The sequence below is a fragment of the Pseudomonas sp. FG1 genome, from assembly GCF_034313875.1.
In the GTDB taxonomy this organism is placed as follows: Bacteria; Pseudomonadota; Gammaproteobacteria; order Pseudomonadales; family Pseudomonadaceae; genus Aquipseudomonas; species Aquipseudomonas veronii.
The window spans coordinates 4,351,589-4,377,829 of the sequence record NZ_JAVIWP010000001.1; the positions used below are offsets into that span (position 1 = coordinate 4,351,589).

Annotated in this window: 30 protein-coding genes and 2 pseudogenes; 13 read left to right on the plus strand and 19 right to left on the minus strand. The window is 60.6% G+C overall.

The window, feature by feature from the left end; genetic code table 11:
• Positions 1–72: 72 nt before the first annotated feature.
• From RGV59_RS19960 to RGV59_RS19985, 6 genes and pseudogenes are all read right to left on the minus strand, one after another.
• Positions 73–684 (minus strand): LysE family transporter, encoded by a 612-nt coding sequence (locus RGV59_RS19960; RefSeq protein WP_017846331.1) that lies wholly within the window; start codon positions 682–684, stop codon positions 73–75.
• A 74-nt stretch (positions 685–758) separates the two neighbouring features.
• A complete protein-coding gene (locus RGV59_RS19965; protein ID WP_102617058.1) occupies positions 759–1,550 on the minus strand; it encodes an AraC family transcriptional regulator in 792 nt (263 codons plus the stop codon).
• A gap of 50 nt (positions 1,551–1,600) precedes the next feature.
• A pseudogene (gene arsH, locus RGV59_RS19970) lies at positions 1,601–2,113 on the minus strand (arsenical resistance protein ArsH); the annotation flags it as partial.
• Positions 2,111–2,408 (minus strand): annotated as a pseudogene (locus RGV59_RS19975) (arsenate reductase ArsC); the annotation flags it as partial. The pseudogenes arsH and RGV59_RS19975, both read right to left, overlap by 3 nt.
• A gap of 70 nt (positions 2,409–2,478) precedes the next feature.
• Positions 2,479–3,762, minus strand: a complete 1,284-nt coding sequence (locus tag RGV59_RS19980; RefSeq protein WP_102617059.1) for an arsenic transporter — start codon at positions 3,760–3,762, stop codon at positions 2,479–2,481.
• Positions 3,763–3,781: 19 nt separating this feature from the next.
• Positions 3,782–4,138: a metalloregulator ArsR/SmtB family transcription factor gene (locus tag RGV59_RS19985; RefSeq protein WP_046385300.1), complete on the minus strand. Its 357-nt coding sequence runs from the start codon at positions 4,136–4,138 to the stop codon at positions 3,782–3,784.
• A 177-nt stretch (positions 4,139–4,315) separates the two neighbouring features.
• Here RGV59_RS19985 and RGV59_RS19990 point away from each other — a divergent pair, with 177 nt between their 5' ends.
• The 3 genes from RGV59_RS19990 (at position 4,316) to RGV59_RS20000 (ending at position 5,606) form a co-directional block, all read left to right on the plus strand.
• A complete protein-coding gene (locus RGV59_RS19990) occupies positions 4,316–4,531 on the plus strand; it encodes a hypothetical protein (RefSeq protein ID WP_017846326.1) in 216 nt (71 codons plus the stop codon).
• 71 nt (positions 4,532–4,602) lie between these two features.
• Entirely contained in the window at positions 4,603–5,298 is a 696-nt protein-coding gene (locus RGV59_RS19995) for an AzlC family ABC transporter permease (protein ID WP_046383548.1), read from the plus strand.
• On the plus strand, positions 5,295–5,606 hold the full coding sequence (locus RGV59_RS20000) for an AzlD domain-containing protein (protein WP_046383547.1): 312 nt from the start codon (positions 5,295–5,297) through the stop codon (positions 5,604–5,606). Before RGV59_RS19995 ends, RGV59_RS20000 begins: the two co-directional genes overlap by 4 nt.
• Positions 5,607–5,712: 106 nt before the next feature.
• Here RGV59_RS20000 and RGV59_RS20005 read toward each other — a convergent pair whose 3' ends face one another.
• A complete protein-coding gene (locus RGV59_RS20005) occupies positions 5,713–5,970 on the minus strand; it encodes a hypothetical protein (protein WP_046489453.1) in 258 nt (85 codons plus the stop codon).
• 109 nt (positions 5,971–6,079) lie between these two features.
• On the opposite strand from RGV59_RS20005, the gene RGV59_RS20010 reads away from it, so the two are divergent.
• On the plus strand, positions 6,080–6,433 hold the full coding sequence (locus RGV59_RS20010; RefSeq protein ID WP_017846322.1) for a hypothetical protein: 354 nt from the start codon (positions 6,080–6,082) through the stop codon (positions 6,431–6,433).
• Positions 6,434–6,576: 143 nt separating this feature from the next.
• Here RGV59_RS20010 and RGV59_RS20015 read toward each other — a convergent pair whose 3' ends face one another.
• The 4 genes from RGV59_RS20015 to modA all read right to left on the minus strand — a co-directional run bounded on the left by RGV59_RS20015 (position 6,577) and on the right by modA (position 10,098).
• Positions 6,577–7,281 carry a YoaK family protein gene (locus RGV59_RS20015; protein ID WP_017846321.1) on the minus strand — a complete coding sequence of 235 codons (705 nt, stop codon included), beginning with the start codon at positions 7,279–7,281 and terminating at the stop codon, positions 6,577–6,579.
• A 283-nt stretch (positions 7,282–7,564) separates the two neighbouring features.
• Positions 7,565–8,650 carry a molybdenum ABC transporter ATP-binding protein gene (gene modC / locus RGV59_RS20020; RefSeq protein WP_371918418.1) on the minus strand — a complete coding sequence of 362 codons (1,086 nt, stop codon included), beginning with the start codon at positions 8,648–8,650 and terminating at the stop codon, positions 7,565–7,567.
• Positions 8,650–9,330, minus strand: coding sequence for a molybdate ABC transporter permease subunit (gene modB / locus RGV59_RS20025; protein ID WP_017846319.1), 681 nt, complete (start codon positions 9,328–9,330; stop codon positions 8,650–8,652). Before modB ends, modC begins: the two co-directional genes overlap by 1 nt.
• Positions 9,331–10,098 carry a molybdate ABC transporter substrate-binding protein gene (gene modA / locus RGV59_RS20030; RefSeq protein ID WP_046383545.1) on the minus strand — a complete coding sequence of 256 codons (768 nt, stop codon included), beginning with the start codon at positions 10,096–10,098 and terminating at the stop codon, positions 9,331–9,333. It abuts the gene before it with no gap.
• Positions 10,099–10,318: 220 nt separating this feature from the next.
• On the opposite strand from modA, the gene RGV59_RS20035 reads away from it, so the two are divergent.
• Positions 10,319–14,059 carry a hypothetical protein gene (locus RGV59_RS20035; RefSeq protein WP_126585211.1) on the plus strand — a complete coding sequence of 1,247 codons (3,741 nt, stop codon included), beginning with the start codon at positions 10,319–10,321 and terminating at the stop codon, positions 14,057–14,059.
• A gap of 6 nt (positions 14,060–14,065) precedes the next feature.
• Here RGV59_RS20035 and RGV59_RS20040 read toward each other — a convergent pair whose 3' ends face one another.
• From RGV59_RS20040 to RGV59_RS20060, 5 genes are all read right to left on the minus strand, one after another.
• Entirely contained in the window at positions 14,066–15,127 is a 1,062-nt protein-coding gene (locus RGV59_RS20040) for an NAD(P)H-dependent flavin oxidoreductase (RefSeq protein ID WP_126585212.1), read from the minus strand.
• A gap of 118 nt (positions 15,128–15,245) precedes the next feature.
• Positions 15,246–16,292, minus strand: coding sequence for a bifunctional DNA-binding transcriptional regulator/O6-methylguanine-DNA methyltransferase Ada (ada, locus tag RGV59_RS20045; protein WP_126585213.1), 1,047 nt, complete (start codon positions 16,290–16,292; stop codon positions 15,246–15,248).
• 75 nt (positions 16,293–16,367) lie between these two features.
• Positions 16,368–17,033 (minus strand): DNA oxidative demethylase AlkB, encoded by a 666-nt coding sequence (gene alkB, locus RGV59_RS20050; protein ID WP_126585214.1) that lies wholly within the window; start codon positions 17,031–17,033, stop codon positions 16,368–16,370.
• A gap of 4 nt (positions 17,034–17,037) precedes the next feature.
• Positions 17,038–17,202 carry a hypothetical protein gene (locus RGV59_RS20055; RefSeq protein ID WP_017846313.1) on the minus strand — a complete coding sequence of 55 codons (165 nt, stop codon included), beginning with the start codon at positions 17,200–17,202 and terminating at the stop codon, positions 17,038–17,040.
• Between the two features lie 26 nt (positions 17,203–17,228).
• On the minus strand, positions 17,229–17,531 hold the full coding sequence (locus RGV59_RS20060) for a DUF1883 domain-containing protein (protein WP_017846312.1): 303 nt from the start codon (positions 17,529–17,531) through the stop codon (positions 17,229–17,231).
• Between the two features lie 214 nt (positions 17,532–17,745).
• On the opposite strand from RGV59_RS20060, the gene RGV59_RS20065 reads away from it, so the two are divergent.
• The 4 genes from RGV59_RS20065 (at position 17,746) to RGV59_RS20080 (ending at position 20,143) form a co-directional block, all read left to right on the plus strand.
• A complete protein-coding gene (locus tag RGV59_RS20065) occupies positions 17,746–18,096 on the plus strand; it encodes a hypothetical protein (RefSeq protein ID WP_017846311.1) in 351 nt (116 codons plus the stop codon).
• A gap of 177 nt (positions 18,097–18,273) precedes the next feature.
• Positions 18,274–18,921: a c-type cytochrome gene (locus tag RGV59_RS20070; protein ID WP_126585215.1), complete on the plus strand. Its 648-nt coding sequence runs from the start codon at positions 18,274–18,276 to the stop codon at positions 18,919–18,921.
• Entirely contained in the window at positions 18,918–19,835 is a 918-nt protein-coding gene (locus RGV59_RS20075; protein WP_126585216.1) for a c-type cytochrome, read from the plus strand. The genes RGV59_RS20070 and RGV59_RS20075 overlap by 4 nt, the downstream gene beginning before the upstream one ends.
• A 77-nt stretch (positions 19,836–19,912) precedes the next feature.
• Complete coding sequence (locus RGV59_RS20080) at positions 19,913–20,143, plus strand: hypothetical protein (RefSeq protein WP_102617064.1); 231 nt, start codon at positions 19,913–19,915, stop codon at positions 20,141–20,143.
• 9 nt (positions 20,144–20,152) lie between these two features.
• Here RGV59_RS20080 and RGV59_RS20085 read toward each other — a convergent pair whose 3' ends face one another.
• Complete coding sequence (locus RGV59_RS20085; RefSeq protein ID WP_017846307.1) at positions 20,153–20,434, minus strand: hypothetical protein; 282 nt, start codon at positions 20,432–20,434, stop codon at positions 20,153–20,155.
• 192 nt (positions 20,435–20,626) lie between these two features.
• Entirely contained in the window at positions 20,627–20,812 is a 186-nt protein-coding gene (locus RGV59_RS20090) for a hypothetical protein (RefSeq protein WP_017846306.1), read from the minus strand.
• A gap of 310 nt (positions 20,813–21,122) precedes the next feature.
• Here RGV59_RS20090 and galU point away from each other — a divergent pair, with 310 nt between their 5' ends.
• Together galU and gorA are read left to right on the plus strand one after the other, a co-directional pair.
• A complete protein-coding gene (galU, locus tag RGV59_RS20095) occupies positions 21,123–21,962 on the plus strand; it encodes a UTP--glucose-1-phosphate uridylyltransferase GalU (protein WP_003212579.1) in 840 nt (279 codons plus the stop codon).
• Positions 21,963–22,067: 105 nt separating this feature from the next.
• Complete coding sequence (gene gorA / locus RGV59_RS20100; protein WP_046489458.1) at positions 22,068–23,426, plus strand: glutathione-disulfide reductase; 1,359 nt, start codon at positions 22,068–22,070, stop codon at positions 23,424–23,426.
• Here the strand turns inward: gorA and RGV59_RS20105 are convergent, their stop codons facing one another.
• Entirely contained in the window at positions 23,427–24,434 is a 1,008-nt protein-coding gene (locus tag RGV59_RS20105) for a DNA-binding protein (protein WP_126585217.1), read from the minus strand.
• A 170-nt stretch (positions 24,435–24,604) separates the two neighbouring features.
• Here RGV59_RS20105 and RGV59_RS20110 point away from each other — a divergent pair, with 170 nt between their 5' ends.
• Both RGV59_RS20110 and ahpC read left to right on the plus strand, forming a co-directional pair.
• Positions 24,605–25,537, plus strand: a complete 933-nt coding sequence (locus tag RGV59_RS20110) for a site-specific integrase (protein ID WP_102617065.1) — start codon at positions 24,605–24,607, stop codon at positions 25,535–25,537.
• 133 nt (positions 25,538–25,670) lie between these two features.
• The gene (gene ahpC, locus RGV59_RS20115; RefSeq protein WP_010210361.1) at positions 25,671–26,234 is read left to right on the plus strand and encodes an alkyl hydroperoxide reductase subunit C; all 564 of its coding nucleotides are present in this window, start codon (positions 25,671–25,673) and stop codon (positions 26,232–26,234) included.
• Positions 26,235–26,241: the final 7 nt, after the last annotated feature.

Here is a 26,241-nt window from a genome sequence, read left to right on the forward strand (position 1 = left end):
TTAATTAAATTGCCAAGTGTTCAGAGTCTATTCAGATAAAACATATTCACAAGTTACCGGGCATATATAACTTCATATGCCTTGCGCGGCGAGAACGGCGAGATAGATCAAGACCACACCGCACGCCGCGTAACTGATGCGTTGCCAGGTCGGCGAGGCGTTCTTGCGCAGCAGATTGACCAGTGCGGCCGTCAGAAAACACGACAGCACCGAGGCCAGCATGAAACCGCCGAAAAACATCAGCGTCTGCGTGTGGCTGGGCGTAGCCCCGACGATGCCCGACAACGCACTGCCCAGCGCCCCCCAGTACACAATGTTCTTCGGGTTGGCCAGCGAAATGGCTGCGCCCACCGCCAGCGCATTCGTGCCGGAGCCGGCCGGTGCGCTGTCGGCTGCGGGCAAACGCCAGGCGTCGAGCAGGCTGCGCACGCCGAGCCAGGCGAGATAGAGCGCGCAGAGGAGGGTCAGCGGCACGCGCACGGCGTCATGCTGGATCAACAGCGCGATGCCGGTCAGGCCGATCACGGCCCACACCGCATCGCCGACCAGCGAACCGACCTGCACCAACAATGCCGGGGTGAAACCGTGTTGCAAACCGCGGCGCAAGGTCTCCGCCAGCACAGCGCCGGGGGACAGGCAAAACACAAAACCGAATACCAGTGCGTAAAAGAAGATCGCCAGCATCCCTATGCTCCATCAAGTGATGGCGGGCAGTGTGCTGGCGCACGCACACGTTGTCTTGGACCAGATTGTGCTGTTCAGCGTTTCGCCACACTCTGATAGCGGCCAGGCGTGAGGCCATAGGCGGCGCGGAAATGCCGGTTGAGGTGGCTCTGGTCGGCAAAACCGAGCTGATGGGCGACCTCGCCGGCCGCCATCCCATTGCGCAACAGGCCTTTGGCGCGGCGCGTGCGCAATTGCATGGCCCACTGGCGAGGGCTGAGCCCGGTCTCTTTTTGAAAGGTGCGCAGCAGGTGGAACTTGGACAACCCCAGCGCCTCGCCGAGGTGGTCCAGGGGCAGCGATTGATGCAACTGTGCGGCGAGCAATTCCTGGGCGCGGCCGATCAGGCTTTTGCCGGCTGCCGCGTTGCCGGGCAAGCGCACGCCGCTGAGGCCGACCACTTCTCCCAGCAGCACAACCAGGGCGTCTTCGTTCAGCTCGCGGACCAGAACGTCGCCGCTCGATGCGCCTTTTGCCACAACCGCCAGGCGCCGCGCCAGATCCGGCTGGAAACACAGCGATCGATCGAATTCGACATGCGCCAACCCCAGGTCGGCGGCCAATTGCTCGGCGCTGACGTACAGGCTGACAAACTGCCACGGCGCGCCTTCCGCCGCACCGCCGCCCTGAATCTGCCCGGGGTTGTACAAGGTGATGGCGCCTGGCCCAGCCACGAATTCGCGGCGGTCCAGCCACACGTTTTCTTCGCCCACCAAGTTCACGCCGATCACGCATTCGTCGTGGCTGTGGCGGGCAAAGGTCAGGCCGGAGCAGTGGACGCTGTTGATTTCGTAGTCGCCCAGCCAGGCGTGTTGCAGGGTGCTCATGGGGTCGGCTCAGTCATGGGATGGACGTGAGCATACGCCGTCAGCCAGGCTCAGATCGACCGTTGATTGACCCGTTGCGACAGTTCTTCGGCGCTTTCCCTGCGCTCCGAGTAGCGGTCGACCAAATCCGGACGATCACGCAGCAGCACGGTGAACTTCACCAGTTCCTCCATCACGTCGACAACGCGATCATAGAGCGCCGAGGGTTTCATGCGGTCCTGATCATCGAACTCCATGAACGCCTTGGGCACCGAGGATTGATTGGGGATGGTGAACATACGCATCCAACGCCCGAGTACGCGCAGTTGGTTGACCGTGTTGAAGGACTGGGAACCGCCGCACACTTGCATCACCGCCAGGGTTTTGCCCTGGGTCGGGCGGACCGCGCCCAAGGACAACGGCACCCAGTCGATTTGCGCTTTGAACACCGCCGACATCGAACCGTGTCGTTCAGGGGAACACCAGACCTGGCCTTCCGACCATTGCATCCGTTCCAACAGCTCCTGCACCTTCGGATGCTCACGCGGGGCATCATCGGGTAATGGCAAGCCGCTCGGGTCGAATGCGGCTTGGATGCTCGCCTCGTCGCCCGACATCCGAAGGGTCTGCCAACCCCCAGTGCGCCTTCAGCGCCGGGCCGAAATACACTGGGCAGGCTTCACCGGCGGCCTTGTCGCACACCGTGATCACCACATCCGGCGGGCTGCCTTCAAAGGCGTCGTTGCCCTTGCTGTACAAGCCCTGCGTGCGGATGCCTGCCGCCTGCAACGTGCTCAGGCTGCGGGGCAGCACCTGGCCCTTGGGGAAGCTGCCGGAGCTGACCGCCTCAAACCCTTCTGGCGCCAGGTGGTTGAACATCGCTTCGGACAAAATGCTCCGTCAGCTGTTGGCGGTACACATGAACAAGACTTTCATTGGCGTATGTCCTTCAGAGGCTAAGACGCAAGGCGAGGGCGGCGAGAGTGATCAGCAACACCGGCAAGGTCAGGACGATGCCGACCTTGAAGTAGTAACCCCAAGTGATGGTGATGCCTTTGCGCGCCAGGATATGCAGCCACAGCAGGGTGGCCAGGCTGCCGATGGGGGTGATTTTCGGGCCGAGGTCGCTGCCGATCACGTTGGCGTAGATCATCGCGTCCTTGACCACGCCCGCGGCATGGCTGGATTCGATGGAGAGCGCACCGATCAACACGGTCGGCAGGTTGTTCATTGCCGAAGACAACAATGCCGTCAGCACCCCGGTGCCCATCGCCGCGCCCCATACGCCGTAGGTGGCGAAGGTGTCGAGCCAGGTCGCCAGGTATGTGGTCAGCCCGGCGTTGCGCAGCCCGTAGACCACCAGGTACATGCCCAGGGAAAAGATCACGATCTGCCAGGGCGCTTCCTTGAGCACTTTGCGCGTGGAAATCTTGTGGCCTTTGGCGGCGATCACCAGCAGCAACACCGCGCACACTGCAGAGATCGCGCTGATGGGAATCCCCAACGGTTCCAGGGCAAAGCAGCCGATCAGCAGGATACCCAGCACCCACCAGCCGGCGCGAAAAGTCGCGTGGTCGTGAATGGCGCTGGCCGGGGCCGCCAGGTCGGCCGGGTCGTAGGTCTGCGGAATATCGCGGCGGAAAAACCACAACAGCACCGCCAGGGTGGCGGCGACGCTGACCAGGTTCACCGGCACCATCACCGCTGCGTATTCATTGAAGCCGATCTTGAAATAGTCCGCCGAGACAATGTTCACCAGGTTCGACACCACCAGCGGCAGGCTCGCCGTGTCGGCGATGAACCCAGCGCCCATGACGAACGCCAGGGTCGCCGCCGGGGAAAAACGCAACGCCAGCAGCATCGACATCACAATCGGCGTGAGGATCAGTGCCGCGCCGTCATTGGCAAACAGCGCCGACACCAGCGCGCCCAGCAGCACCATGTAGGCAAACAACCGCCGGCCGCGACCACGGCCCCAACGGGCCACATGCAGCGCAGCCCAGGCAAAGAACCCGGCCTCGTCCAGCAACAGGCTGATGACGATCAGCGCGACAAAGGTGCCGGTGGCATTCCAGATGATGTGCCACACCACCGGGATGTCTGCCAGGCTGATCACGCCGCAGGCCAGTGCGAGGATCGCGCCCATGGTCGCGCTCCAGCCGACACCCAGGCCTTTGGGCTGCCAGATGACCAGGATGATGGTGAAGATAAAAATCGCAATTGCGACAAGCATGAATAAACGCTCCGGTGGCTCAACAGCAGGTGCTGGCTCGTTGTGGTCTGTCGCCCATTGCATCAAGACGCAGCGCGTCGTTTTGCAACCATGGCTGGTTGGCTTGCAGGGTGGTGTCCAGCACGTGAGTCACCCAGTCGGGCAGTGCCGGATTGATGCGGTAGTAGATCCATTGCCCTTGGCGACGATCCAGCAGCAACCCGCTGTTGCGCAGTTGCGCGAGGTGGCGGGAGATTTTCGGCTGGCTGTCGTCAAGTGCGTGGATCAGTTCGCACACGCAAAGTTCGCCTTCGCGCAGGATCAGCAAGGTCATTCGCACGCGAGTGGCATCGGCCAGGCATTTGAATAGGGTTGGAGGTGAGAAAGGGACTGACACGGTCAAGGCCTGCTCGTATAGGCATATCCGAATATACGTATTTCCATATATTTCAGTCAAATCCTGTTTCAATTGATATGGATCAAATGTCTGGAAACACGCCACAAGTGATTGAAATTAAAATGAAACACAAATGTCCTAAAGTGCCTGCCCATAGCTGATGAAGGAATACCACGCGTGACCCGTGCCACTCGCAATCTGCGCAAGACCCTCGATTCCGTCGCGGAAAATAACGAAACCGCGGCGTTCGATCTGATGCGTGCCGTCGAAAAACTCGGCGATGAAGTGCTGCGCCAGCGCTTGCTCAATACCATCCACCGCCTCAACCAGGACGCCTATGAACTGCGCGAAGCGCGGGACTCGGTGGAACTGGTGTCGGTAAGGCTCGCCTGAGCAAGATCGTTCAAGACAACCTGCATATTGCGCTGGCATGCTTGTCGTCCGTCTGTCGATGAGCGGTTCCCATGCCTACTGCTTTACCTCACTACGCCTTCGCCCGTGGCGCGATTGCTGTCATTCCGTTATCCCTGGCGTGCGCGCCCTGGGGCTTGCTGGCGGGCTCAATGGCCATCGAAGCGCACTTTTCCCCGCTCGAAGCCCAGGGGCTTTCCGCTATCGTGTTTGCCGGTGCCGCGCAACTGGTGGCCATCGGCATGGTCAAGAGCGGCGCCAGCCTGATCTCCATCTTGCTCACGACTTTGCTGCTGACCTCACAACATCTGCTGTACGGCATGCATCTGCGCCCCACATTGTCCGTGCTCAAACCGCGCTGGCGCATGAGCCTGGGTTTCCTGATGACCGATGAGTTCTTCGCCCTGGTCAGCCAGTACGACCGCGAAACCTTCAACCGCTGGTACGCGCTGGGTGTTGGCCTGACGTTCTATATCGCCTGGAACCTGTTCACCCTCGCCGGCATTGTCCTGGGCAAGAGCATTCCGGGGCTCGAACACCTGGGCCTGGAATTCTCGATTGTCGCGACGTTTATCGCGTTGATCACGCCCGTGGTGCGCGATGTGCCCACCGTGGTGTGCGTGGCGGTGGCGCTGTTGTGCTCGGTCGGCTTGAGCTTCCTGCAGTGGGAGTCGGCCGTGGTGGTATCGGGTGTGTTGGGCATGAGTGCAGGGTATGCCTGCAAACGATTGGGAGTCGGGCAGGCATGATTTTTGTGATGATTGTTGCAATGGGTTTGATCGTATTTTTTAACCGCTACCTGTTTATCGAACCGCGCCTGCCCGTGCGGCTCACCCGTGGTGCGCGGGAGTTTCTCGGGTTCGCGGTACCGGGCATGCTCACGGCGATTTGCGGGCCGATCATTTTCTTCGCCGACCACCGGCTCAACCTGAGCCCGGCCAACCCCTACCTGCTGGCCGGGATCTGCGCGGTGGCGCTGATGGTCTGGACGCGCAATGTGCTGCTCACCGTGCTGTTGAGCATGGCGTTGTTCTACCTGTTTCGCTGGTGGTTCTAAACACATAGGCGAAAAAAAGCCCGCGGGAGAGCGGGCTGAAGGAGACTTCTAAAAGTGAGCCCGGCCATTATCGGTGGCGCGTTCTGCTGTCACAGTGAAACTAAATTCATTCGGTGGGCGGCGTCGGCTTCTTTTTCGCCTTGGCCTCGGCCGCCAGGCACTCCAGCGCGAACTGCTCGGTGTAGGTCATCTGGATCGGCGTACTTTCGCCTTTCACCGTGCGCTCGCCGTCGAGAATGTAGCGAATGCGCTTGTCCGTCACGCCAATGCGCTTGGCGATCCACGTGGGCGTCTGGCCGATGCGGCTGATCAGCTTGTCGGCATAGTCGGTGGATGGGTTGTAGCGTTCGGCATTGGGTGTCATCGGTTTTCCAGGTAGAAGCGAACTCGCAAGTAGGCGACAGGGTGACGTAATAATCCGTGAGTGTCGCCTGCTAATGGTAGAGTCGCGTTTTTTTCCAAGGAGCGATGGCATGCGGAAACTGGTAATTGGCGCATTGGTACTGGCAGCACTGGCCGGCTGCGCGGGCTCGAAAATGAACGCGGCACGCACCGGCACGCCCTACAAGACCTTGGCGTCGGACAAGGCTGCGCTGGTGGTTGCCCAATGTATCCAGTTCGGCTGGCAGGACGAGGCGGTGTTTGGTGTCGACGCCGGCGGCTTCAAGGAGCCGATCGGGGCGGGCGGTTTCACGGTGTACACCACCGGCGGCGATTACTTTGCCGACGTGCGCAGCGCAGGGGCCGGTTCCTCTGTCGATTACTACACCGCCGAAGACTCCATGGTCGCCAAGCGCCGTTTGGCCGCACTTGCGACTTGTCTGTAATCTGTTGCCGTAGTGCTTTTAGGAAATGCCCTGCGGGACAGTCGCAGGGCATTGTCCTATGATTCCCCCGCTCGCTCGACGTAATAGCTCTTTACCAGTACACGGATGTCGAGGCCGTCACGTCGGGCGAGCCTCCCAGGTCATCAGCGCGGCATATAACCCAAGTGCCAGCGCCGGGGGATCTTCAGTGACACCAGGCCCAAAACCGCAGCCAGCGCCCCGCTGACCAGCAGCGCACCCAAGCCCATGCGGTGCTCGAGCAACGCCCCGATCACCGCCCCGATGAACATCCCCGTCCAGGGGACCAACTGCACGCGCCACCCGTTGCGACGCTCCCCCAGCAACCAGCGCCCCAACCCGCGACCAAAGCGTGACAGCGCGCCGGTGACATAGGTAAGCCCCACCGGCAAGCCGTTGACCTCTTCGACCGCGGCATTGAGCATGCCCATCGCCACAATCGCCGCGAGCAAGGCGGGCAGCATATCGGCGAACGGCCACAGCGCGCCGCCGCAGAGCAGCGCCGCGATGCACAGCAGCAGGGGTAGGGCGTGACGGCCGCTCATGCGGCTGACCACGATACCCAAGGCGTTGCCGACCACGAAGGTCGCGACCAGCAACAGCAGGCGCCCGGTCAGGCCCAGGTCACCTTCGCTGATCGCTACTGCCAGGCGCGTGGTGTTGCCGCTCATGAATGAGACAAAGTCGCCACTGGCCATGAAACCAATGGCATCGGTCATGCCCGCCAGCACAGACAGGCTGGCCACCAGCATCATGCCGACACGACCCCGCCATTGCTGTTGACGGGCGAGTACGACGTTGGCGTAGGGTTTTTGGGACGAAGGCAGCATCGGGCTGGGTTCCTCGGTGAGATTATGCGGCCACTACCGTAAGGCGCTTTGATGTCTGGCGCAATGACCTCAGGCCGCTTCCAGCCTCCAGCCAGCGTCATGCCAGACCAAAGTATGAGAGGACTCGATCGCCTGTAAAAAACTCGAGGTGTGACACGCCCTTTGCGTAGGTAATGTTCTTGCAGGTCGCGGGGCAGGTCGGCGGACAGCAGGTTATAAACAGATCAGGCCGGTCTGTTTGATTGACTGCAACGCAAGACGCTGCGGCCACAAGGTTTCGCGGCTACGCTAGCACCGCCACCGCCTTGATCTGCGCCCACAGCATCTGGCCGGGGTGCAGTTGCAACTGGTCGCGGGAGAAGCGTGTGATCCGTGCCAGCAACGGCGTGCCGCCGGCATCCAGGCGCACCAGCACATGGGCGCTGTTGTCCGCCGCAATCTCCTGGGTGACCGTCACCGGCAGGCGGTTGAGGATGCTGCTGTGGGCTTCGGCCTGCAAATTGAGGCTTACGTCCCGCGCCTGCACCTTGACCCGCAGGGCTTTGCCCAAGGCCAGCGGCGTATGGGCGACGCGCATCTGCAAGGCGCTGCCGGGCAGTTGCAGGGTCAGCAATTGATAGTGCGCGTCGTAAGCGCTTACCGTGCCGTTGATCACCACACCGGCGTCGTCGCCCAAGGCCAAGGGCAAATCCAGCCGCGCCAGGGTTTCACCGATGGGGCCGCTGGCCAGGGCCTGGCCGTCGCGCAGCAACACGATGTGATCGGCCAGGCGCGCCACCTCGTCCTGGGCGTGGCTGACGTAGAGCACCGGAATGTCCAGTTCGTCGTGCAGGCGTTCCAGGTACGGCAGGATTTCACCTTTGCGTTGGCTGTCGAGAGCCGCCAGCGGTTCGTCCATCAATAACAGGCGCGGGCTGGTCAGTAACGCGCGGGCGATACCGATGCGCTGGCGCTCGCCGCCGGACAAGTGCTGCGGATGCCGCTCAAGCAAGTGGCCGATGCCCAACAGTTCGGTGGCCTGGGCCATGTCGACGCGACGTTGCGCAGGCGGGATGCGCTTGAGGCCGAATTCCAGATTGGCGCGTACCGACAGATGGGGGAACAGGCTCGCTTCCTGGAACACATAGCCCAGCGCACGTTTATGCGGCGGTACGAACAGACCGTTGCGGCTGTCTTGCCAGACTTCGTCGTTGACCTGGACAAAGCCGTCCTCGGCACGTTCCAGCCCGGCAATGCAGCGCAGGCAGGTGGTCTTGCCGGAGCCGGAATGCCCATACAGCGCGGTGACGCCGCGACCGGGCAGTTGCAGGTCCACTTTCAGGGCAAAGGCGGAATACGTGAGGTGCAGGCGTACATCGATCATCGGCATCAGCTCCAGCCCATCTTGGTTTTACGGCTGGAGTAGAGCGCCAGCAACACCAGGAACGCGAACACCACCATGGCGCCGGCCAGCCAGTGCGCCTGGGCGTATTCCATGGCTTCGACGTGGTCGTAGATCTGCACCGAGACGACCCGGGTCTTGTCCGGGATATTGCCGCCGATCATCAGCACCACCCCGAACTCGCCGACGGTATGCGCAAAGCCGAGAATCGACGCGGTGATAAACCCCGGGCGGGCCAGGGGCAGGATCACGCTGAAGAACGTGTCCCAGGGGTTGGCGCGCAAGGTCGCGGCCACTTCCAAGGGGCGTGTGCCGATGGCGGAGAAGGCGTTTTGCAACGGCTGCACCACGAACGGCATGGAATAGATCACCGAGCCGATCACCAGCCCGGCGAAACTGAAGGTCAGGGTGCCCAGGCCCAGCCATTGGGTGAACTGGCCGAAGTAACCGTGCGGCCCCATCGTCAGCAGCAGGTAGAAGCCGATGACCGTGGGCGGCAGCACCAGCGGCAGGGCGACCACCGCGCCGATAGGCCCGCGCCACCAGGAGCGCGTGCGCGACAGCCACAGGGCAATCGGAGTGCCGATGACCAGCAGAATCACCGTGGTCAGTGACGCCAGTTTGATGGTCAACCAGATCGCGGAAAAATCGGCACTCGATAGCGGCATTTAGAGCTCGTAACCGTAGGACTTGATAACGGCAGCGGCTTTCGGCCCTTTCAGGTACTCGACCAGCGCCTTGGCAGCGGCGCTGTCTTTGCCCTTATTGAGGATCACCGCATCCTGTTTGATCGGGTCATGCATGGACGCCGGGACGATCCACGCCGAACCGCTGGTGACTTTGCCGTCTTTGTAGATCTGCGACAAGGCCACAAACCCCAACTCGGCATTGCCGGTGGAGACAAACTGATAGGCCTGGGTGATGTTCTGGCCCTCGACGAGCTTGTCCTTGAGCTTCTCGGTCAAGCCTTCCTTGGCCAGCACTTGGGTGGCGGCCAGCCCGTAGGGCGCGGCTTTCGGGTTGGCGATGGACAGGTGCTTGAACGCGTTCTGCTTGAGCACATCGCCCTTGGCATCGACATAACCTTCCTTCGCCGACCACAGCGCCAGGGTGCCGACCGCGTAGGTAAAGCGCGAACCCTTGACGGTATCGCCTTCGGTTTCGAGTTTTTGCGGGGTGGTGTCGTCGGCGCTGAGGAACACTTCGAACGGCGCGCCGTTCTTGATCTGGGTATAGAACTGCCCGGTGGCACCGTAGGCGGCGATCAGCTTGTGACCGGTGTCCTTCTCGAAGTCGGCGGCAATCGCCTGGATCGGTGCGGTGAAGTTGGCGGCGACGGCCACCTGGACTTCATCGGCGTGGACCGCAGCGGCGGTGACTAGCGCAATGACGGCCGCCAGGCCGGGGCGAATCAAGCGTGGGAGGCTGAAGGTCATGGATAGCTCCGTATGAGAAGGAAAAAAGCCAGGATTGAGCGCTGCGGGACCAGGGGGGCGGTCAAGCGGTGTATGTATAGGTATATAGCGAAAAAATGGCAAGGGGAATCCGCCGGCCCCGCGCTGACATTTCCCGGCGGCAACGGCCCGCCTCCTGACAGCCAATGCATGGGAACCCGTTGATAGTGCAGCTCCTTTAGCAGGCAAAGGAGCAAGGGCCATGCAAAGGGAATATGCCTATATCAACGTCGGCGCCCCGAACAACCTTACCAGCGAGGCCGCCGTGAAAGCCTGGCTGGACCGCGTACTCAGCGCTTCGGCACTGGAACCGCAGGCCAAGGCGCTGATCACCACGCAATCGTTGATACCGGTGGAGTTTTCGATCCTGGAGGAGGGGGCCGAGCCGGGAAGTCCTGCGTTGATTGTCGAGCGCCAGGAAATGCCCCTGTGGAAAATACTCGACAAGCGCTTTACCTGGCGCGCGAGTGTCGGAAAAAACCAATCGACTGACAGCGTGCAAGTCAATGTTCTGTTTCCCAAGTTTTACGGGGCATTGGCCCAACGCTTGACGGCCCATCGATACTTTCTCGACAGCCTGCGAGTGTCAGGCCAGGTCCAGAGTGTCGAGTGGGAAGAGCGTGGCCTAGCGATCGCGACACGGCCTTTGCTCAAGACCGAGGTGGTGCTGTTCTCCGTGTGGGGGGCCAGTAAGCGCCTGCTTGCGGATATCTGGTTTGATCTCCCGCTGATTTCCCTGGGGGCCGGGCAATGGCCCAGGGCGATTGGCACCGGTTGGCCGGGGATGCGTATTGGCGCACGCAGCGGCGATCTCATTCGTTATTCCGATGAGCCCGGCAAAAACACGCTGTGGGTCAAGCCGTTCAACGAGGCGGTGCTCGACGCCGATTTCAGCATTTTCCCGCGCTGGACGCCCCGTGCCGTCCTCCTGGCCGACCAAGCGCTGAAGGCCGACGAAGTGATCGAGGTGACCCTGAGCGCAATGCCTTATCAGGCCGATGAGGAGCGCTATATCATAGAAGTTCCGGCCTCGCGCCGCGCCGCTGCGGATTGGCACTACTATCTCAGCGTCTACATGAGTTACCGCTGCCCCTGGGTCAACTGCGGCGTCTTGCAGGAAGACGGCGGCATCCGGCTGCAGAGCGAGCGGCTCAATCAATGGTTCGTGCGCTGCGATGCCGCGCGGCTGTTTATAGCGGTCAGCATTCAGCCCCGCGAACGTACCGGCTGGAAGGCCCCCACCGCGCCCCCGACGCCCGAGGCAACGACGACCCAGGCCTGGCAAAAATGGGATGGGCTGAGGGAGAGCGTGGGCAATAACAAGATCGCCAAAGACTATATCGAATCGTTGATCGATCGCTGCCTGAAGAAGTCCGGTCTGCCTCAAGACACCCAGCAATTGTTCAAAAAAGAACGCCAATTCAAGTTCAAATACCTGATAGGCCACCCCACATATTCTCCTGGCGTGAGTGCATTCGTGCCGCCACGCTACAAGTACTTTTCCTTTGAACAAGTGCTGTTGGGTGAGCCGCAACGGCGTGCGTACTTCCAGGAAAAACTCAGTGCCGTGGATGTGCAGGGGCAAGCCTTGCCGGCGTCGCAAGTCGCGACATTGACCGGGATGCGTGATGTGTTGCTGGCTGACTTCCTGGCGGATATCGATGCGCTGGCCGCCAGCGACGACTACCAGAAACTATTCGGCGAAACCTGTGACGCCCTCGCCAGGGTGCGGGTCGCACGCTACCTCGCGCAAGTCGATGCAGCCGACGAAGACTTGCGAGGGTGTGCGTTCCGCTACTTGAAAGGCGAGTTGAAACCGCGACTGCTGCTATTCAACGAAGCGGTGGTGCCCAATGCGATTGTGCTCAAATTCAACTCACAGAAGGCATTGCTGATATCCCTCAACTTCACCGAGCTCAAGTGGGCGGTCTGGGCACCAAGCACCACCGCCGGGCAACCCTCGGAGGTGTTGATGCGATTTGTCGCGGAACATTCCCCTTTCCCGCAGAAAATGAACCTGGTGCCTCAGGATTTTTTCCCGCAAAAAAAACGCTATGGCTACCATTACCGGCGTTTCGCCCCGGAGCCGGTGTCCTTTCGTGATACCCAGCACATCAACGCGCAATTGCAGTTGGCGGCCATCGCGGATATCAAGGGGCAGGTCGACTACGCAGTGTTTTCGTCCGACGAAGAGCGGCGCCGGGTAAAACTGGCGATGTTCAAAAGTGTCGCCCGTGCGGTGTCCGGTCTGGTGACGGCGGCCGTCGGGCCTCTGAGCGGGTTGGGCGCGCTGCTGCTTTCCGGCATGGCGCGCTTCATCGCCAATGTCGGTGATGTCGGCCTTACGTATGCGTTGGCGCAAAATACCGATCGGCCCGAGGACTACGCCCGCTACATCCATGAGTGCAAGCTGGGGGTGCTATTGGCGATGGTTGACCTGGGGGCCGATCTGCCCAGCGCCAATGCCAAGTTGCGCATATTGCTCAAGCAGTCGACGCTCGGCGGTCGGACCGTGGCGCCGATTCTGAATGCGCCCATAGACTACGACGCCCCGATAAAGTTGAAACAGACCAGTGAGTCCGAGACTTTTGTCTCCACGCCATTCTGGTTGATCGACCTGCGCCAGCGCATGGAAAAATCCTTCGATGACCGGGGCAAAGGCGCCGAACTCAAAGGTTACCTCCAGGCAACCGCCACCTGTGGGTATGCCGAGGCGAAAAGCTGTTCCGACTTTTTGCGCAGTCAGCGCTGGGAGACACAGGCCGTCGGCGTGCTGATTTTCTCCGAACTCGGCGATCAGCGCCCGCAAACGCATTTTGCGTTGTCGATTCGGGATGCAACGGACACCGCGATGGTCGATTTCAGCCTGGGCGACCTCGATGCCTCAATGAACGGTCGCGGCTATTTCGGTACGTTGAAAGGCTGGGAGGACTGCGTGCGCGGGTTGCCGGCCTTGGAGGGCGCGTTGGTGATTTACAAGTTTTATCCGGACTTTGCCAACGCAAGCCTGGAGGTTGACGGGGCGTTTGCGCTGGGCATCAGTTGGAGCCCCTTCGTCAATGGCGGCGATTACAGCGTGCTGTCGTTTCCCCTGGATTTCGTCTGCGGGGTTCGCGAGCAGTTGGAGCGTGTCTGGGCCCAGGTCTTTCACCAGTTGCCGATCAATGCATCGCTATCGCTCAATGAGCCGGCGACCTTCAATCAGTCTGAACTGCTGGCGCAAGTCAGCAACCTCAGCGGCCTGGTCGACGAGGCGGAAGGGCTATTGCGGCGCACCATTGGCGTGCAGGCGATCGGTGAGTTGCGGGCCTTGATGCTGGGCTTCCTTCAGGCATGGCGTAACGAACCATGGGGCGGCTATCGAGAACTGATGGAGGGCGTGATGGCTGAGGAGGCAGACTTGGTCAACCAGGCATTGATCCACCTCGAAGCCCTGCAGGCCGGTTTGCCAAGCACGCTCGCGAGCGCGCAAAACGCGCTGGTCGATTGTGTCGACTGGGTCGCGGTGCGGGCCGGAATCGACGACGATGCGTGGCGACTGTTATTTAAACAACAACTGGAACTTCATGTGTCAGGCGAGCAGGCGACGGTGGATTTATACACCGCCGCCGAACTGGATGCGTTGTATGAACAGCTCGCCCGGGGCCAGCAGCGCGAGTGTCATCACCAGCGCAGCTCCGGTTATGAGCGACTGACCATGACCAGTAGCCGGGCGTTGCTGGGGATAGGGTTGGGATTGATCCGCAAGATGGCCCCGGAGCGCCAGGCCGAATGCTGTTTCGCGCTGATCATGGCGAGCCAGCCCTACGACGACAGCAACGAACACTTTGCCCGAGTCGTATATGGTATCTGTGCGTTGCGCCAACAGCGGTTTACTGTGTTGACGCCGCTGCACGAACGTCGGCTCAGCGGCCTTCCACCCGCAGAGCCGATACTGATCTGACGTGCGCTACCGAGACAGCCGGCTCAAGGCTTGTTCTGCCAGCCAGGTGGTCAGCTCGCGGGTTGCAAACGGATGCCGCAGGCCCAACGCCTGGCCCGCCCACAGGTTGCTGAAGCCGGCTTCATCCTTGGCCTTGAGTGGCAGCAACGCACCGCCGGCCCTGGGGAAGGCCGGGGCCAGCGGGTTGATCGCGCCGAGTTCTCGCATCACCCGGTTGACGATGCCGCGCGCCGGTCGGCCGGTGAACAGGTTGGTCAGCGCGGTTTCGCTGGCCTGGGCGTGGCGCAATGCATGGTGGTGCGAGGGGCTGACCGTGGCTTCGGGGGTCAACAGGTAGGCGGTACCGATCTGCACCGCCGAAGCACCCAAGGCAAAGGCGGCCGCGATGCCGCGCGCGTCAGCGATACCGCCGGCGGCGATCACCGGCACGCTCACGGCGTCGACGATCTGCGGCACCAGCGCCATCAAGCCGATCTGGCTGTTGAGGTCGTCGCTGAGAAACATACCGCGGTGGCCGCCGGCTTCAAGGCCCATGGCGATGATCGCATCGCAGCCATGCTGTTCCAGCCAAATCGCTTCTTCGACGGTTGTGGCCGATGAAAGTACCTTGGCGCCGGTCGCTTTGACGCGGTCGAGCAGGGATTTTTCCGGCAAACCGAAATGGAAACTGACCACCTCGGGACGGAACGCTTCCACCACTTCACAAGCCGCTTCGTTGAACGGCGCACGGTTGGTCACCGGCGTCGGTGCATCAAAGTCGGCGCCCAGTTCGCGGTAGTAGGGTTGCAGCAGGTCTTTCCAGCGTCGATCACGGGCGTCGTCCGCCTCGGGCGGTTGATGGCAGAAGAAGTTGACGTTGATCGGCCGCGTGCCGGCCTGGCGGATAGTGCTCAACGCAGCGCGCAATTGCTCGATACTCAGTGCCGCCGCCGGCATCGAACCGAGCGCGCCGGCCTCGCTGGCGGCGATGACCATTTGCGCGGTGGTCGCACCGGCCATGGGCGCCTGGATAATCGGTACGTCGATGCCCAGCAGATCGAGAATGCGCGTGTCTGGCCAGGTGCTCATGGGATGCGTCTCCAGCGTTGGTAAGAGTTTTCGCTGTTTTAGCAGGGCCCTTGGCGTCCGGCCAGTCTGTTTTATTCACTGGACGCAGCCTGGGTTTCGTGTAGTGGCGCGGGCTGTTTTAGCGGTCGCGCTCGCGTTCCAGCAACTGGCGCTTGCGCTCCACCCCCCATCGGTAGCCCGACAACTCGCCATTACTGCGCACCACGCGGTGGCAGGGAATCGCCACTGCGAGGCGATTGGCGCCACAGGCCTGGGCCACGGCCCGAAAGGCGGTGGGCGCGCCAATCCGTTCGGCGATCTGCGCGTAGCTGGCGGTGCTGCCCACCGGGATGTCACGCAAGGCTTGCCATACCCGTTCCTGAAAGGCCGTGCCGCGCAGGTCCAAGGGTAAGTCCAGGCCCAGGGCCGGGGCTTCTATAAACCCCACCACCTGGGCGACCAACTGTTCGAAGGCCGGGTCCGCACCCAGCAGTTCGGCCTTGGGGAATTGGTCCTGCAGGTCGCGCACCAGCGTGTCCGGCTCGTCGCCCAGCAGGATCGCGCACACGCCGCGATGACTTTGCGCCACCAGAATCGCGCCGAGGGAACATTGGCCGACGGCAAAATGGATGTGAGTATTCGTGCCGCCGGCTTTGTAATCGCTTGGCTTCATGCCAAGCAGTTGGTCCGCCGATTCATAGAAGCGGCTGTTGGAATTGAAGCCGGCGTCATACAGCGCGTCGGTGACGGTGTTGCGACCTTTGAGCCCCTTGCGCACTTTGCGCGAGCGCTGTGCGCTGGCATAGCCCTTGGGGGTGAGGCCGGTGACTGACTTGAACACGCGATGGAAATGGAACGGGCTCAGCCCGGCTTGCTGTGCCAGTTGGTCGAGGCTGGGCGGGGTTTCGGCGTGTTCGATCTGCCGACAAGCGTTGGCCACCAGCTCGGCATGGCGTGCCGCGCGTTGCGTCTGGTCACCGGTCGCACGTTTGCTTGGGCGATAGCCTGCCGCCTCGGCCTGTTGAGGTGTCTCAAAGAATTCGACGTTTTCCGGACGCGGCAAGCGCGAGGCACTGCTGGGGCGGCAATACACACCGGTGGTTTTTACCCCATAGACAAACAGCGCGTCGGCCTGAGGATCACGGGCGAGGATCGCTGCCCAGCGCGGGTCATGTTCGTTATTCATTGCCTGCTCTCATGACGGGTCACGGCCAGATTAGTCGTGTCGCGGCGGCCTGGCACTCTGAAGCTTGCGGTCAAATCAGCCGGCGGTGCGAAAGGTCAGGTTGATGCGTTGCGGGCCCATGACCGGATGCGTGCCGTCCTTGACCGGCATGACTCCGTGGAAGCGCAGACGATCAACCCCGCCCCACACCACCACATCGCCATGGAACAACGAGATTTTTTGCGGCTTGTCGCTGCGTGCATGGCCGCCGAACAGGAAGATCGCCGGCAGCCCCAGCGACACGGAAACCACCGGCGCGGTATAGCAGCGTTCGTTCTTGTCCTGGTGCAACGACATCTTTGCCCCCGGCACATAACGGTTGATCAGGCAGGCATCGGGCACAAAATCGCTGAACCCGGCGTCGGTCGCCGCGTGTGCCGCCAGTTGGCGCAACGTTTCGGGCATGGCTGGCCAGGGGTGGCCACTGCGCGGGTCAAGCGCGGTGTAGCGGTAGCCGCTGGGATCGGTGGTCCAACCCAGTTCTCCGCAACTGCTCAGCGCGGCTGACATGGTGAAACCACCGGGCGTGACCATTTGCCGAAACGGCGACTGAGCCAGCACGCAGCGCAACGCTGGCAGAAGATGCTCAATCCAGGGCAGGGCATAGCCCCTCAGAACGTGGGACTGTTCGCCAATCTGCTCACGCCCTGCGGGTTGTTGCAGGGCGTCGTCGGCGAACAGGTCGACGGTCGGGCCGGGCATGGGCTTACAGCGCCTTGCTCACGTTGATGTCAGTGATTTCATCGCTGGCGTCGTGAATCTTCGCCAGTACTAGCTTGGCTTCTTCGACGCTGTTGCTGTGCAGTTGGGCAAACTCAAAGCGGCGTTCGCCGTTGAGTTTGTACTTGATGACGTATTTGGTCGTGGTCACAACTTTTTTCCTGTCGAGTGTTCGGGTCAGCTCAATTTGCTGTTGGTGCGACGAACGATGCGGATCTTGTGGGACAGCGCAGGTTTGCGGGTAACGCTGATGGCGCGGCGCGTCACAACGTCCAGGGTGATGTTCCAGAAACCGGTGCTCGGCGCGGTGATTTTCGCCGGGAACTTGTCGAACGCGCCGCCGTGGTAGGTGTGACGGCCGCCATTCTTGAAGCTGCGAAAATTCGCATCGCTCATCAGACGAATATTACAAGTCTGTGAGCATTCGATGACGACAATATCTCCCTCGTTGAGGTGCTCACGCTGGTGGATGAATTTCATGGGCGGGTGTCTCCAGAAGGGCTTTTTCTGAAAAATCAGAACGATACGTAGGTTAAGATAGAGTTTATCAGCCCCAGCGCGTTTATTATCGGGCCGTCGTCGACGACTTCGACAATTTAAAACAGTTATTTACCGAGTTATCAGGGATAAATCCTACGTTGGCGGGAGAAAATTACCATCCCCGCTGTCCTAGGGTCTTTATCGGAGGTTTTATATGAAGTGGAGTGTGTTGGTTCTGGCCTTGGCGATTGGTGGGTGTGCTTCGGTTGCAGATATCAAGCAGACCCCCCCGACCTTGGCGGTCATTTCAGGGAAAAAACCGCAGGAATATGCCGCCTGTGTGGTACGCAAATTGTCGACTACCCGCCGGCCGCCGCAGATCGAGCCGCATAAAAACGGCGTGCAGGTGATTGTGCCGCAGAAATTCTCCGCTGACCCGTCGGCTATTTTCGAGATTGACGAGCGCTCCAGCGGCAGCAGCATCAAGCTCTACGAGAGCATGTCCAATGTGCCGATCCGCCCGGGCGATGTGAAGAAGGCCGGGGAGGACTGCATTTCCGGCTGAGGCCGCGCGTTTACACGGTCCGTTTGAATCCGATAAAGAAGCCTGACCTGCCGTTGCAGTGTCGGGCTTTTTTTGGTGGTTGCGTTTTCGCAGTTGTCGCGGCGGGAAGGTTCTCCTACCATTTGTAGGCTTATGACATAAACGCCTAAATATATAACTATAAAAAATGGAGCCGTGATGATGTCTCTGGAACGAGTACTGATAGGCAGTGCGCTGATGTTGCTGCTGGGCAATGCCCACGCGCTGGATGGGAAGAAGATATTCACCGAGGGCGGCTCGCAGCCGGGCGCCATGCCCTGCGTAGCCTGCCATGGTGCCGATGGCGCGGGGCTCGCCGCCGCGGGCTTCCCCAGGTTGGCGGGGTTGCCGGCCCTGTACGTGCGTAAACAGTTGGAAGACTTCAGGCGCGGCACGCGTGCCAACCCGGTGATGCAACCCTTGGCGAATGCCCTCACTGACGCCGAGATCGACGCTGTCAGCCAGGCGCTGGCGGCGATGCCAGGCGTCGTCCCGCAACCGATCCATCGCAGCGAGATGCCTATCGGTGCTGCGCAAAAGCTTGCCCAGCAGGGCGCCTGGGAGCGGCAGATTCCGGCATGTGCAAGTTGCCATGGTCCTGCCGGTACAGGTGTCGGCGACACGTTCCCGCCTCTTGCCGGTCAGCCTGCCACCTACCTGGCAGCACAGTTGACGGCCTGGCAAAACGGCACCCGTCACAACGACCCGAATGACCTGATGGGCCACATCGCAAAATCCCTGACGCCGGATGAAGTACAGGGCGTGGCCCAGTATTTCGCCTCACTGAAACTGGAGGCCAAGCCATGAGCCCGTTTGTTTTAGTTCTAGGACTGTTGGGTCTGCCGTCCGCCCACGCCGCTACGATCGCCATGGAAGACCAGTCGCAGTTGCAGCCTTCTGCCGGCCATGCGGCTGTCAGTCAATTCCAGCCGCCCCAAGAGAGCGAGCTGCCTGACAATGCCTACGGCAAGCTGGTCAAGGAGGGCTACGCGTTGTTCGTGGATACCAAGCGCCTGGCGCCGACATTCGTCGGTAACGGGCTCAACTGCAGCAACTGCCACCTGGATCAGGGCCGCCTGGCCAACTCGGCGCCGCTGTGGGGCGCCTACCCGATGTATCCGGCCTATCGAAAGAAGAACGACAAGGTCAACACCTTTGCCGAGCGGTTGCAGGGGTGTTTCCAATTCAGCATGAACGGCGGTACGCCGCCGACCGCTGATAGTCGCGAAATTACCGCGCTCTCGGTGTACGCCTACTGGTTGGCCAGCAAAGCACCGTTGGGCGTGGAGTTACCAGGCCGTGGGTATCCCGACGTGACCCAACCGGCCAAGGGTTATGACCTGTCCGGGGGCGCGCAGGTTTACAAAGGGCAATGCGCCGTCTGCCATGGCCCCGAAGGGCAGGGCCAGAAGGTCGGTGACAGTTACGTGATGCCACCGTTGTGGGGTAAGGACTCCTACAATTGGGGCGCCGGCATGCACCGCATCAATACTGCGGCGTCCTTCATCAAGCACAACATGCCCCTGGGCAAGGGTGGCAGCCTGAGCGACCAGCAAGCCTGGGACGTGGCGGCCTACGTCAACAGCCACGAGCGACCGCAGGACCCGCGGCTGGTTGACGGTTCCGTGGAGAAAACCCGGGTCAAATTCCACGCCAACGATGGGGTCAATCTCTACGGCCAAACCGTAGAAGGCGTGTTGATTGGGCAGGGCATCCGTTAGACTCACGCCCAATCAACGCAAAAATGCCGCGCAAACCCTCGGTTTGTGCGGCATGTGTCTTTTTTGGGAAGTCTTTCATGAAGCGTGAACACGTCAGGGCTCGCCAGGCCGAAGGTCAGATATCGGCCACTCACATCATCCAGAACCCGGCTGACCTCGGGGAATGGATCGTATTCTTCAAGAAAAGCGGCGGTCGCAGTTTTTTCCTGGTGGACGATCAGGATGAAGTCGAATCTTTCTCGCGCCTGGATGACCTGGTGGAGACCGTCCGTGGCCTGGGTATCAAGTTTGCCGATATCCAGCTGTAGACGTAACGCTTACTTGCAGACCACCACCACACTGCGGCTTTTGAAGTTGCCCACGTCCTGGCCCAGGGTCTTTTCACTTTCCTTGAGCGAAGGCGTGCCTTCGGTACCGACGATACGGTAGCCGGTGCCCGCACAAGAGGCGTCGGCCTTTTCGTAGCAACTGGCCCAGGAATTGGCTTCGCCCGAGCAGTCGATGGTCAGGCCTTGTTCGCCGTTTTTCAGGTAGACATCAGACGTGGTCGTGCAGCCGGCGAGCGCCAATACTGCAGTGAGTGCCAGAATCTTGTTCATATGTGTTCATCATCGAGGGTGTTGGAGGGTGCGCTGACACTGTCGTGGGGCGTTTCGACGAGACTATAGCGAACTGCCATCTACGTATAGACATGTCTCGTCCTGAAAGTCAGGTGTAAGCCTATTCCAGGGTTATACAAAAGATACAAAAAAGCCCCGTTCACCGGGGCGTTTTTACGCAGCTTCCAAGGCTTACTTGCCCTTCGGTCGCTTGCTCGATGCGTGGCCCGCTTCATCCACAAACACTTCCGCAACCGCAGTTGCCTGGCTCTCGGTCGCGAATGCGCCAGCGACGCTGTCGCCGTGGAAGTTGATCAGGTGCCAACCGTCCGCTCGCTTTGTGATCAGGTAGCCGTTCACGCCTTTGGGTTCTGACATCTATTAACAATCTCGTGGTCTGGTTCAAGGGCGTAATGATAGCGCCAATTGTCGCGCCACCGCCCAAGTTATTCCAGGTCAATGTTTGCGGCGCCGAAGCGTGCTAAAAGGGTTGCAGCCCTTTTCAAGCCACAGGGCTACGCTGTTTTTGTCGGGGTATTGGTGAAGCTCTTTGTAGGATTAGCGGAACTTACGCCGACATTTTTTCTCTATGATGACATCGCAACGCCAGCAGGACCCATTGTAAGGTGACTGCGGCCTGATTAGACTGCGCCGAATTCCGTACGCACAGCCCTTTGTAAGGACCCATATGATCAAGAAATGCTTGTTCCCAGCAGCCGGTTACGGCACTCGCTTCTTGCCAGCGACCAAGGCCATGCCCAAAGAGATGCTGCCGGTGGTGAACAAGCCACTGATCCAGTACGGCGTCGAAGAGGCACTGGATGCCGGTTTGAATGAAATCTCTATCGTTACCGGCCGTGGTAAGCGCGCGCTGGAAGACCACTTCGACATCAGCTACGAGCTGGAAAACCAGATCAAAGGCACCGACAAGGAAAAATACCTGGTTGGTATCCGCAAGCTGCTCGACGAGTGCTCGTTCTCCTACACCCGTCAGACCCAGATGAAAGGCCTCGGCCACGCCATCCTGACCGGCCGTCCGCTGATCGGTGACGAACCGTTCGCCGTGGTACTGGCCGACGACCTGTGTGTGAACCTGGAAGGCGACGGCGTACTGACCCAGATGGTCAAGCTGTACCAGAAGTACCGTTGCACCATCGTCGCGGTTCAAGAGGTCGATCCTCAAGAAACCAACAAGTACGGCGTGATCGCTGGCGACGACATCGGCGATGGCCTGATCCGCGTGCGCGACATGGTCGAGAAGCCAGCGCCTGAAGATGCTCCGTCGAACCTGGCGATCATCGGTCGTTACATCCTGACCCCGGACATCTTCAAGTTGATCGAAGAAACCGAGCCGGGCAAGGGTGGCGAGATCCAGATTACCGACGCCCTGTTGAAGCAGGCCAAAGACGGTTGCGTGATCGCGTACAAGTTCAAGGGTCGTCGTTTTGACTGCGGTGGCGCCGAAGGCTACATCGAAGCGACCAACTTCTGCTACGAGCACTTCTACAAGACTGGCAAGGCTTACTGATTCACGGTTGCCCGCCTGTTGTAAGAGAAAGCCACCTTCGGGTGGCTTTTTCGTTTTTCACCCCCAACTAAGTCGGTATGCTGATTGCCTGCCGAGGAGAGTGAAATGGCCTACGATTTTGACCTGTATGTGATTGGCGCCGGTTCCGGCGGTGTTCGTGCTGCGCGCTTTGCCGCTGGTTTTGGCGCCAAGGTGGCCGTGGCGGAAAGCCGCTACCTGGGCGGCACGTGTGTGAACGTCGGCTGCGTGCCGAAGAAACTGCTGGTCTACGGCGCGCATTTTGCCGAAGACTTCGAGCAGGCCAGCGGTTTCGGCTGGTCCCTGGGGGAGGCGAACTTTGACTGGGCGACCCTGATCGCCAACAAGGACCGTGAGATCAACCGCCTCAACGGCATCTATCGCAACCTGCTGGTCAACAGCGGCGTGACCCTGCATGAAGGGCATGCGCGACTGGTCGATCCGCATCAGGTGGAAATCAATGGCGAGCGCTTCACGGCCAGGCACATCCTGATCGCGACCGGCGGCTGGCCGCAGATCCCGCAGATACCGGGGCATGAGCACGCGATCGGTTCCAATGAAGCGTTCTTCCTCAAAACGCTGCCCAAGCGCGTGCTGGTGGTTGGCGGTGGCTATATCGCCGTTGAGTTCGCCGGAATTTTCCATGGTTTGGGTGCGCAGACGTCTTTGCTGTATCGCGGCGACTTGTTCCTGCGCGGTTTTGACGGTGCGGTGCGCAAGCATCTGCAGGAAGAATTGACCAAGCGTGGCCTGGATCTGCAGTTCAATGCCGATATCGAACGGATCGACAAGCAAGCCGACGGCAGCCTCAAGGCCACCCTCAAAGACGGGCGCGTGCTGGAAACAGACTGCGTGTTCTACGCCACCGGCCGTCGGCCGATGCTGGATAACCTGGGCCTGGAAAACACCGGGGTCAAACTGGATAAGCGCGGTTTTGTCGAAGTGGATGACCTGTACCAGACCGCCGAATCGTCGATCCTGGCGATTGGCGATGTGATCGGTCGCGTGCAGTTGACCCCAGTGGCCCTGGCCGAAGGCATGGCCGTGGCGCGTCGCCTGTTCAAGCCGGAGCAGTATCGCCCGGTGGACTACGCGATGATCCCGACGGCCGTGTTCAGCCTGCCGAACATCGGTACGGTCGGTCTGAGCGAGGAGGACGCGAAGGGCAAAGGCTATAAGGTGAAGGTTTTCGAAAGCCGTTTCCGGCCGATGAAGCTGACATTGACCGGCTGTCAGGAGAAAACCCTGATGAAACTGGTGGTCGACGCCGACACCGACAGGGTCCTGGGTTGCCATATGGTCGGCCCGGACGCCGGGGAAATCGTGCAGGGCTTGGCGATCGCGCTCAAGGCGGGCGCGACCAAGCAGCATTTTGATGAAACCATTGGCGTACACCCGACGGCGGCCGAAGAGTTCGTCACCATGCGAACGCCCGTGGCCGACTGATCAGGTGCTGGGCGTTGCCTCGGCGGTCGCTGCAACGGCGGCTGTCAGACGCAACGCCTCGATGCTGGCCTGAGCCTTGATCAGGTCCAGCTCCAGCGCCTTGTTGGCCTGCTGGAATTCGCTCAGCGCGGCTTGGCGTGACTGACTGTCTTGCACCGCGACCCGCAGGCGTTCCTGGAGCAGGGTGCGTTCGCTGTCGATCTGCTTCAACTGTTCGCTCAGGTGGAGTTGTTGCGCCTGGTCCTTGCGCACTTGCTCCTGCAGTGTCGCCAACTCCTTCACCGTCACCCGATGTTCGATCAGCAGGCGCTCGTTGTCGCGGTGCAACTGGGTGATCTCGTCCTGGCGCACCATGGCGCTCTGCTGGGCCTGGCGCAGTTCCGCCTGGACCTGTTGCACCTGGCCTTCGTGGCGTCGTTGCTCCTGTTCGCGCTGTTCTTTGATGGCGTTGCGGTAATGCTCCAGCGCATCCCGGGCGTGCAGGTGTTTGTCTTCCAGCGAGCGAATCTGTTCGTCCTTGTCGCTGATGCGCAGCTCGTAGTCACTGCATGCCTGGCTCAACCCGGCGTTACGGGTTCGTTCGGTCTGCAGGCTGGTGCTGGTGGTTTGCAGGGCTGCGCTTTCTTCGGCAAGGGCTGCGGCCTGGATATCGAATTGCTGTTGCAGTTGGTTGTGGGCTGCTTGCAGCGTTTCGAGCTGGGCGAGCAGGGCGGTTTTCTGTTGCTCGAATTGCGCCAGGGCCAAGTCGATGGGCTCTTGGGCTTTCTCTTTCAGGCGCTGGGCAAGCCGTGCCACCAATTCGCCGAGTTCATCGTCGATGGGCGCTTCGGTGATGGTCTGCCGCGTTTCGCTCTCGTCCAGTTCCTTCAAGTAGCGATGAATCGTGGTTTTCGAGCCGGTATTGCCCATTTCGATGCGTACCGCATCGATGCTGGGGTTTTCGCCGCGGGCGAGGATCGCCAGGCGTGCCGTTTGAACGACTGCTTTGTTTATGCCGCCACGAGCCATGGGGTCTCCGTCGATTTAGTACTGTGGTACATGGTATGTATTTACGTATCATATCATGAATAAAAACGAGTTAAAAATCATGATCTAATAGATGGGATATTGGCGTATTATCCCGTGTCAGCGCGGTTTTCACCGTGAGTGCGCCCTATCAGCAGTACGAAAAGGCTTTCATGAGCGATCTGGATCGTTACCTCAACGCCGCTACCCGCGATAACACGCGCCGCAGCTATCGCGCAGCCATCGAGCACTTCGAGGTGAGTTGGGGCGGATTCCTGCCCGCCACCAGTGACAGCGTGGCGCGCTACCTCGTGGCCCATGCCGGGGTGTTGGCGGTGAATACCTTGAAGTTGCGCCTTTCGGCATTGGCGCAATGGCATACGAGCCAGGGTTTTCCCGACCCGACCAAGGCGCCGGTCGTGCGCCAGGTGCTCAAGGGAATTCGCGCCGTACACCCGGCGCGGGAGAAGCAGGCGCAGCCGTTGCAGCTCAAGCATCTGGAACAGGTGGTTGCATGCCTGGAAGGGGAGGCGCGCGCAGCGAGCGAAGCCCAGGACCCCGCCCGGCTGTTGCGCGCCAAACGCGACAGCGCATTGATCCTGCTCGGCTTCTGGCGCGGCTTTCGCAGTGATGAGTTGTGCCGGTTGAGCATCGAGCACGTTCAGGCCGTGCCCGGGGCCGGCATCAGCCTGTACCTGCCGCGCAGCAAAAGCGACCGCGACAACCTCGGCAAGACCTACCAAACCCCGGCATTGCTGCGGCTGTGCCCGGTGCAGGCCTACAGTGAATGGCTCAGTGCCTCGGCGCTGGTCCGCGGCCCGGTGTTTCGCGGGATTGACCGCTGGGGCAACCTGGGCGAGGCGGGGTTGCACCCCAACAGCGTGATCCCGCTGTTGCGCCAGGCCCTGGAGCGTGCGGGCATTGCGGCCGAGCACTACACCAGCCACTCCCTGCGTCGGGGCTTTGCCACGTGGGCCCATCGCAGTGGTTGGGATTTGAAGTCGTTGATGAGTTACGTCGGCTGGAACGACATGAAATCCGCCATGCGCTATGTTGAAGCGACACCCTTTCTAGGCATGACCCTGGCAACTGCGCCGCTGATTTGAGGTTTCTTCTATTAATACTGTCGACTGATAGAGAAAGCCAATCGCGAGCATCAGGTTTGCCAATGAGCCATCGGCCAAGAGAGTGGGTAGGATTCACTTCATCAACTTACCAACCCCTGACGGAGAGTCAACGATGCCTATCATCAACAGCCAAGTAAAACCGTTCAAAGCGACCGCCTACAAAAACGGCAACTTCGTAGACGTGTCTGACGCTGACCTGAAAGGCAAATGGTCCGTAGTGTTCTTCTACCCGGCCGACTTCACCTTCGTTTGCCCGACCGAGCTGGAAGACCTGGCTGACAACTACGCCGAATTCCAGAAGCTGGGCGTCGAAATCTACAGCGTTTCCACCGACACCCACTTTGCCCACGCTGCGTGGCACAACACCTCGCCAGCCATCGGCAAGATCCAGTACACCATGATCGGCGACCCAACCCTGACCATCTCCCGCAACTTCGACGTGCTGATCGAAGAAGCCGGCCTGGCAGACCGCGGTACTTTCGTGATCAACCCAGAAGGTCAGATCAAGATCGTTGAACTGAACGACGGCGGTGTTGGTCGTGACGCTTCCGAGCTGCTGCGCAAAATCAAAGCCGCTCAGTACGTCGCTGCCCACCCAGGCGAAGTGTGCCCAGCCAAGTGGAAAGAAGGCGAAGCCACCTTGGCTCCGTCCCTGGACCTGGTCGGCAAGATCTAAGTCTGTG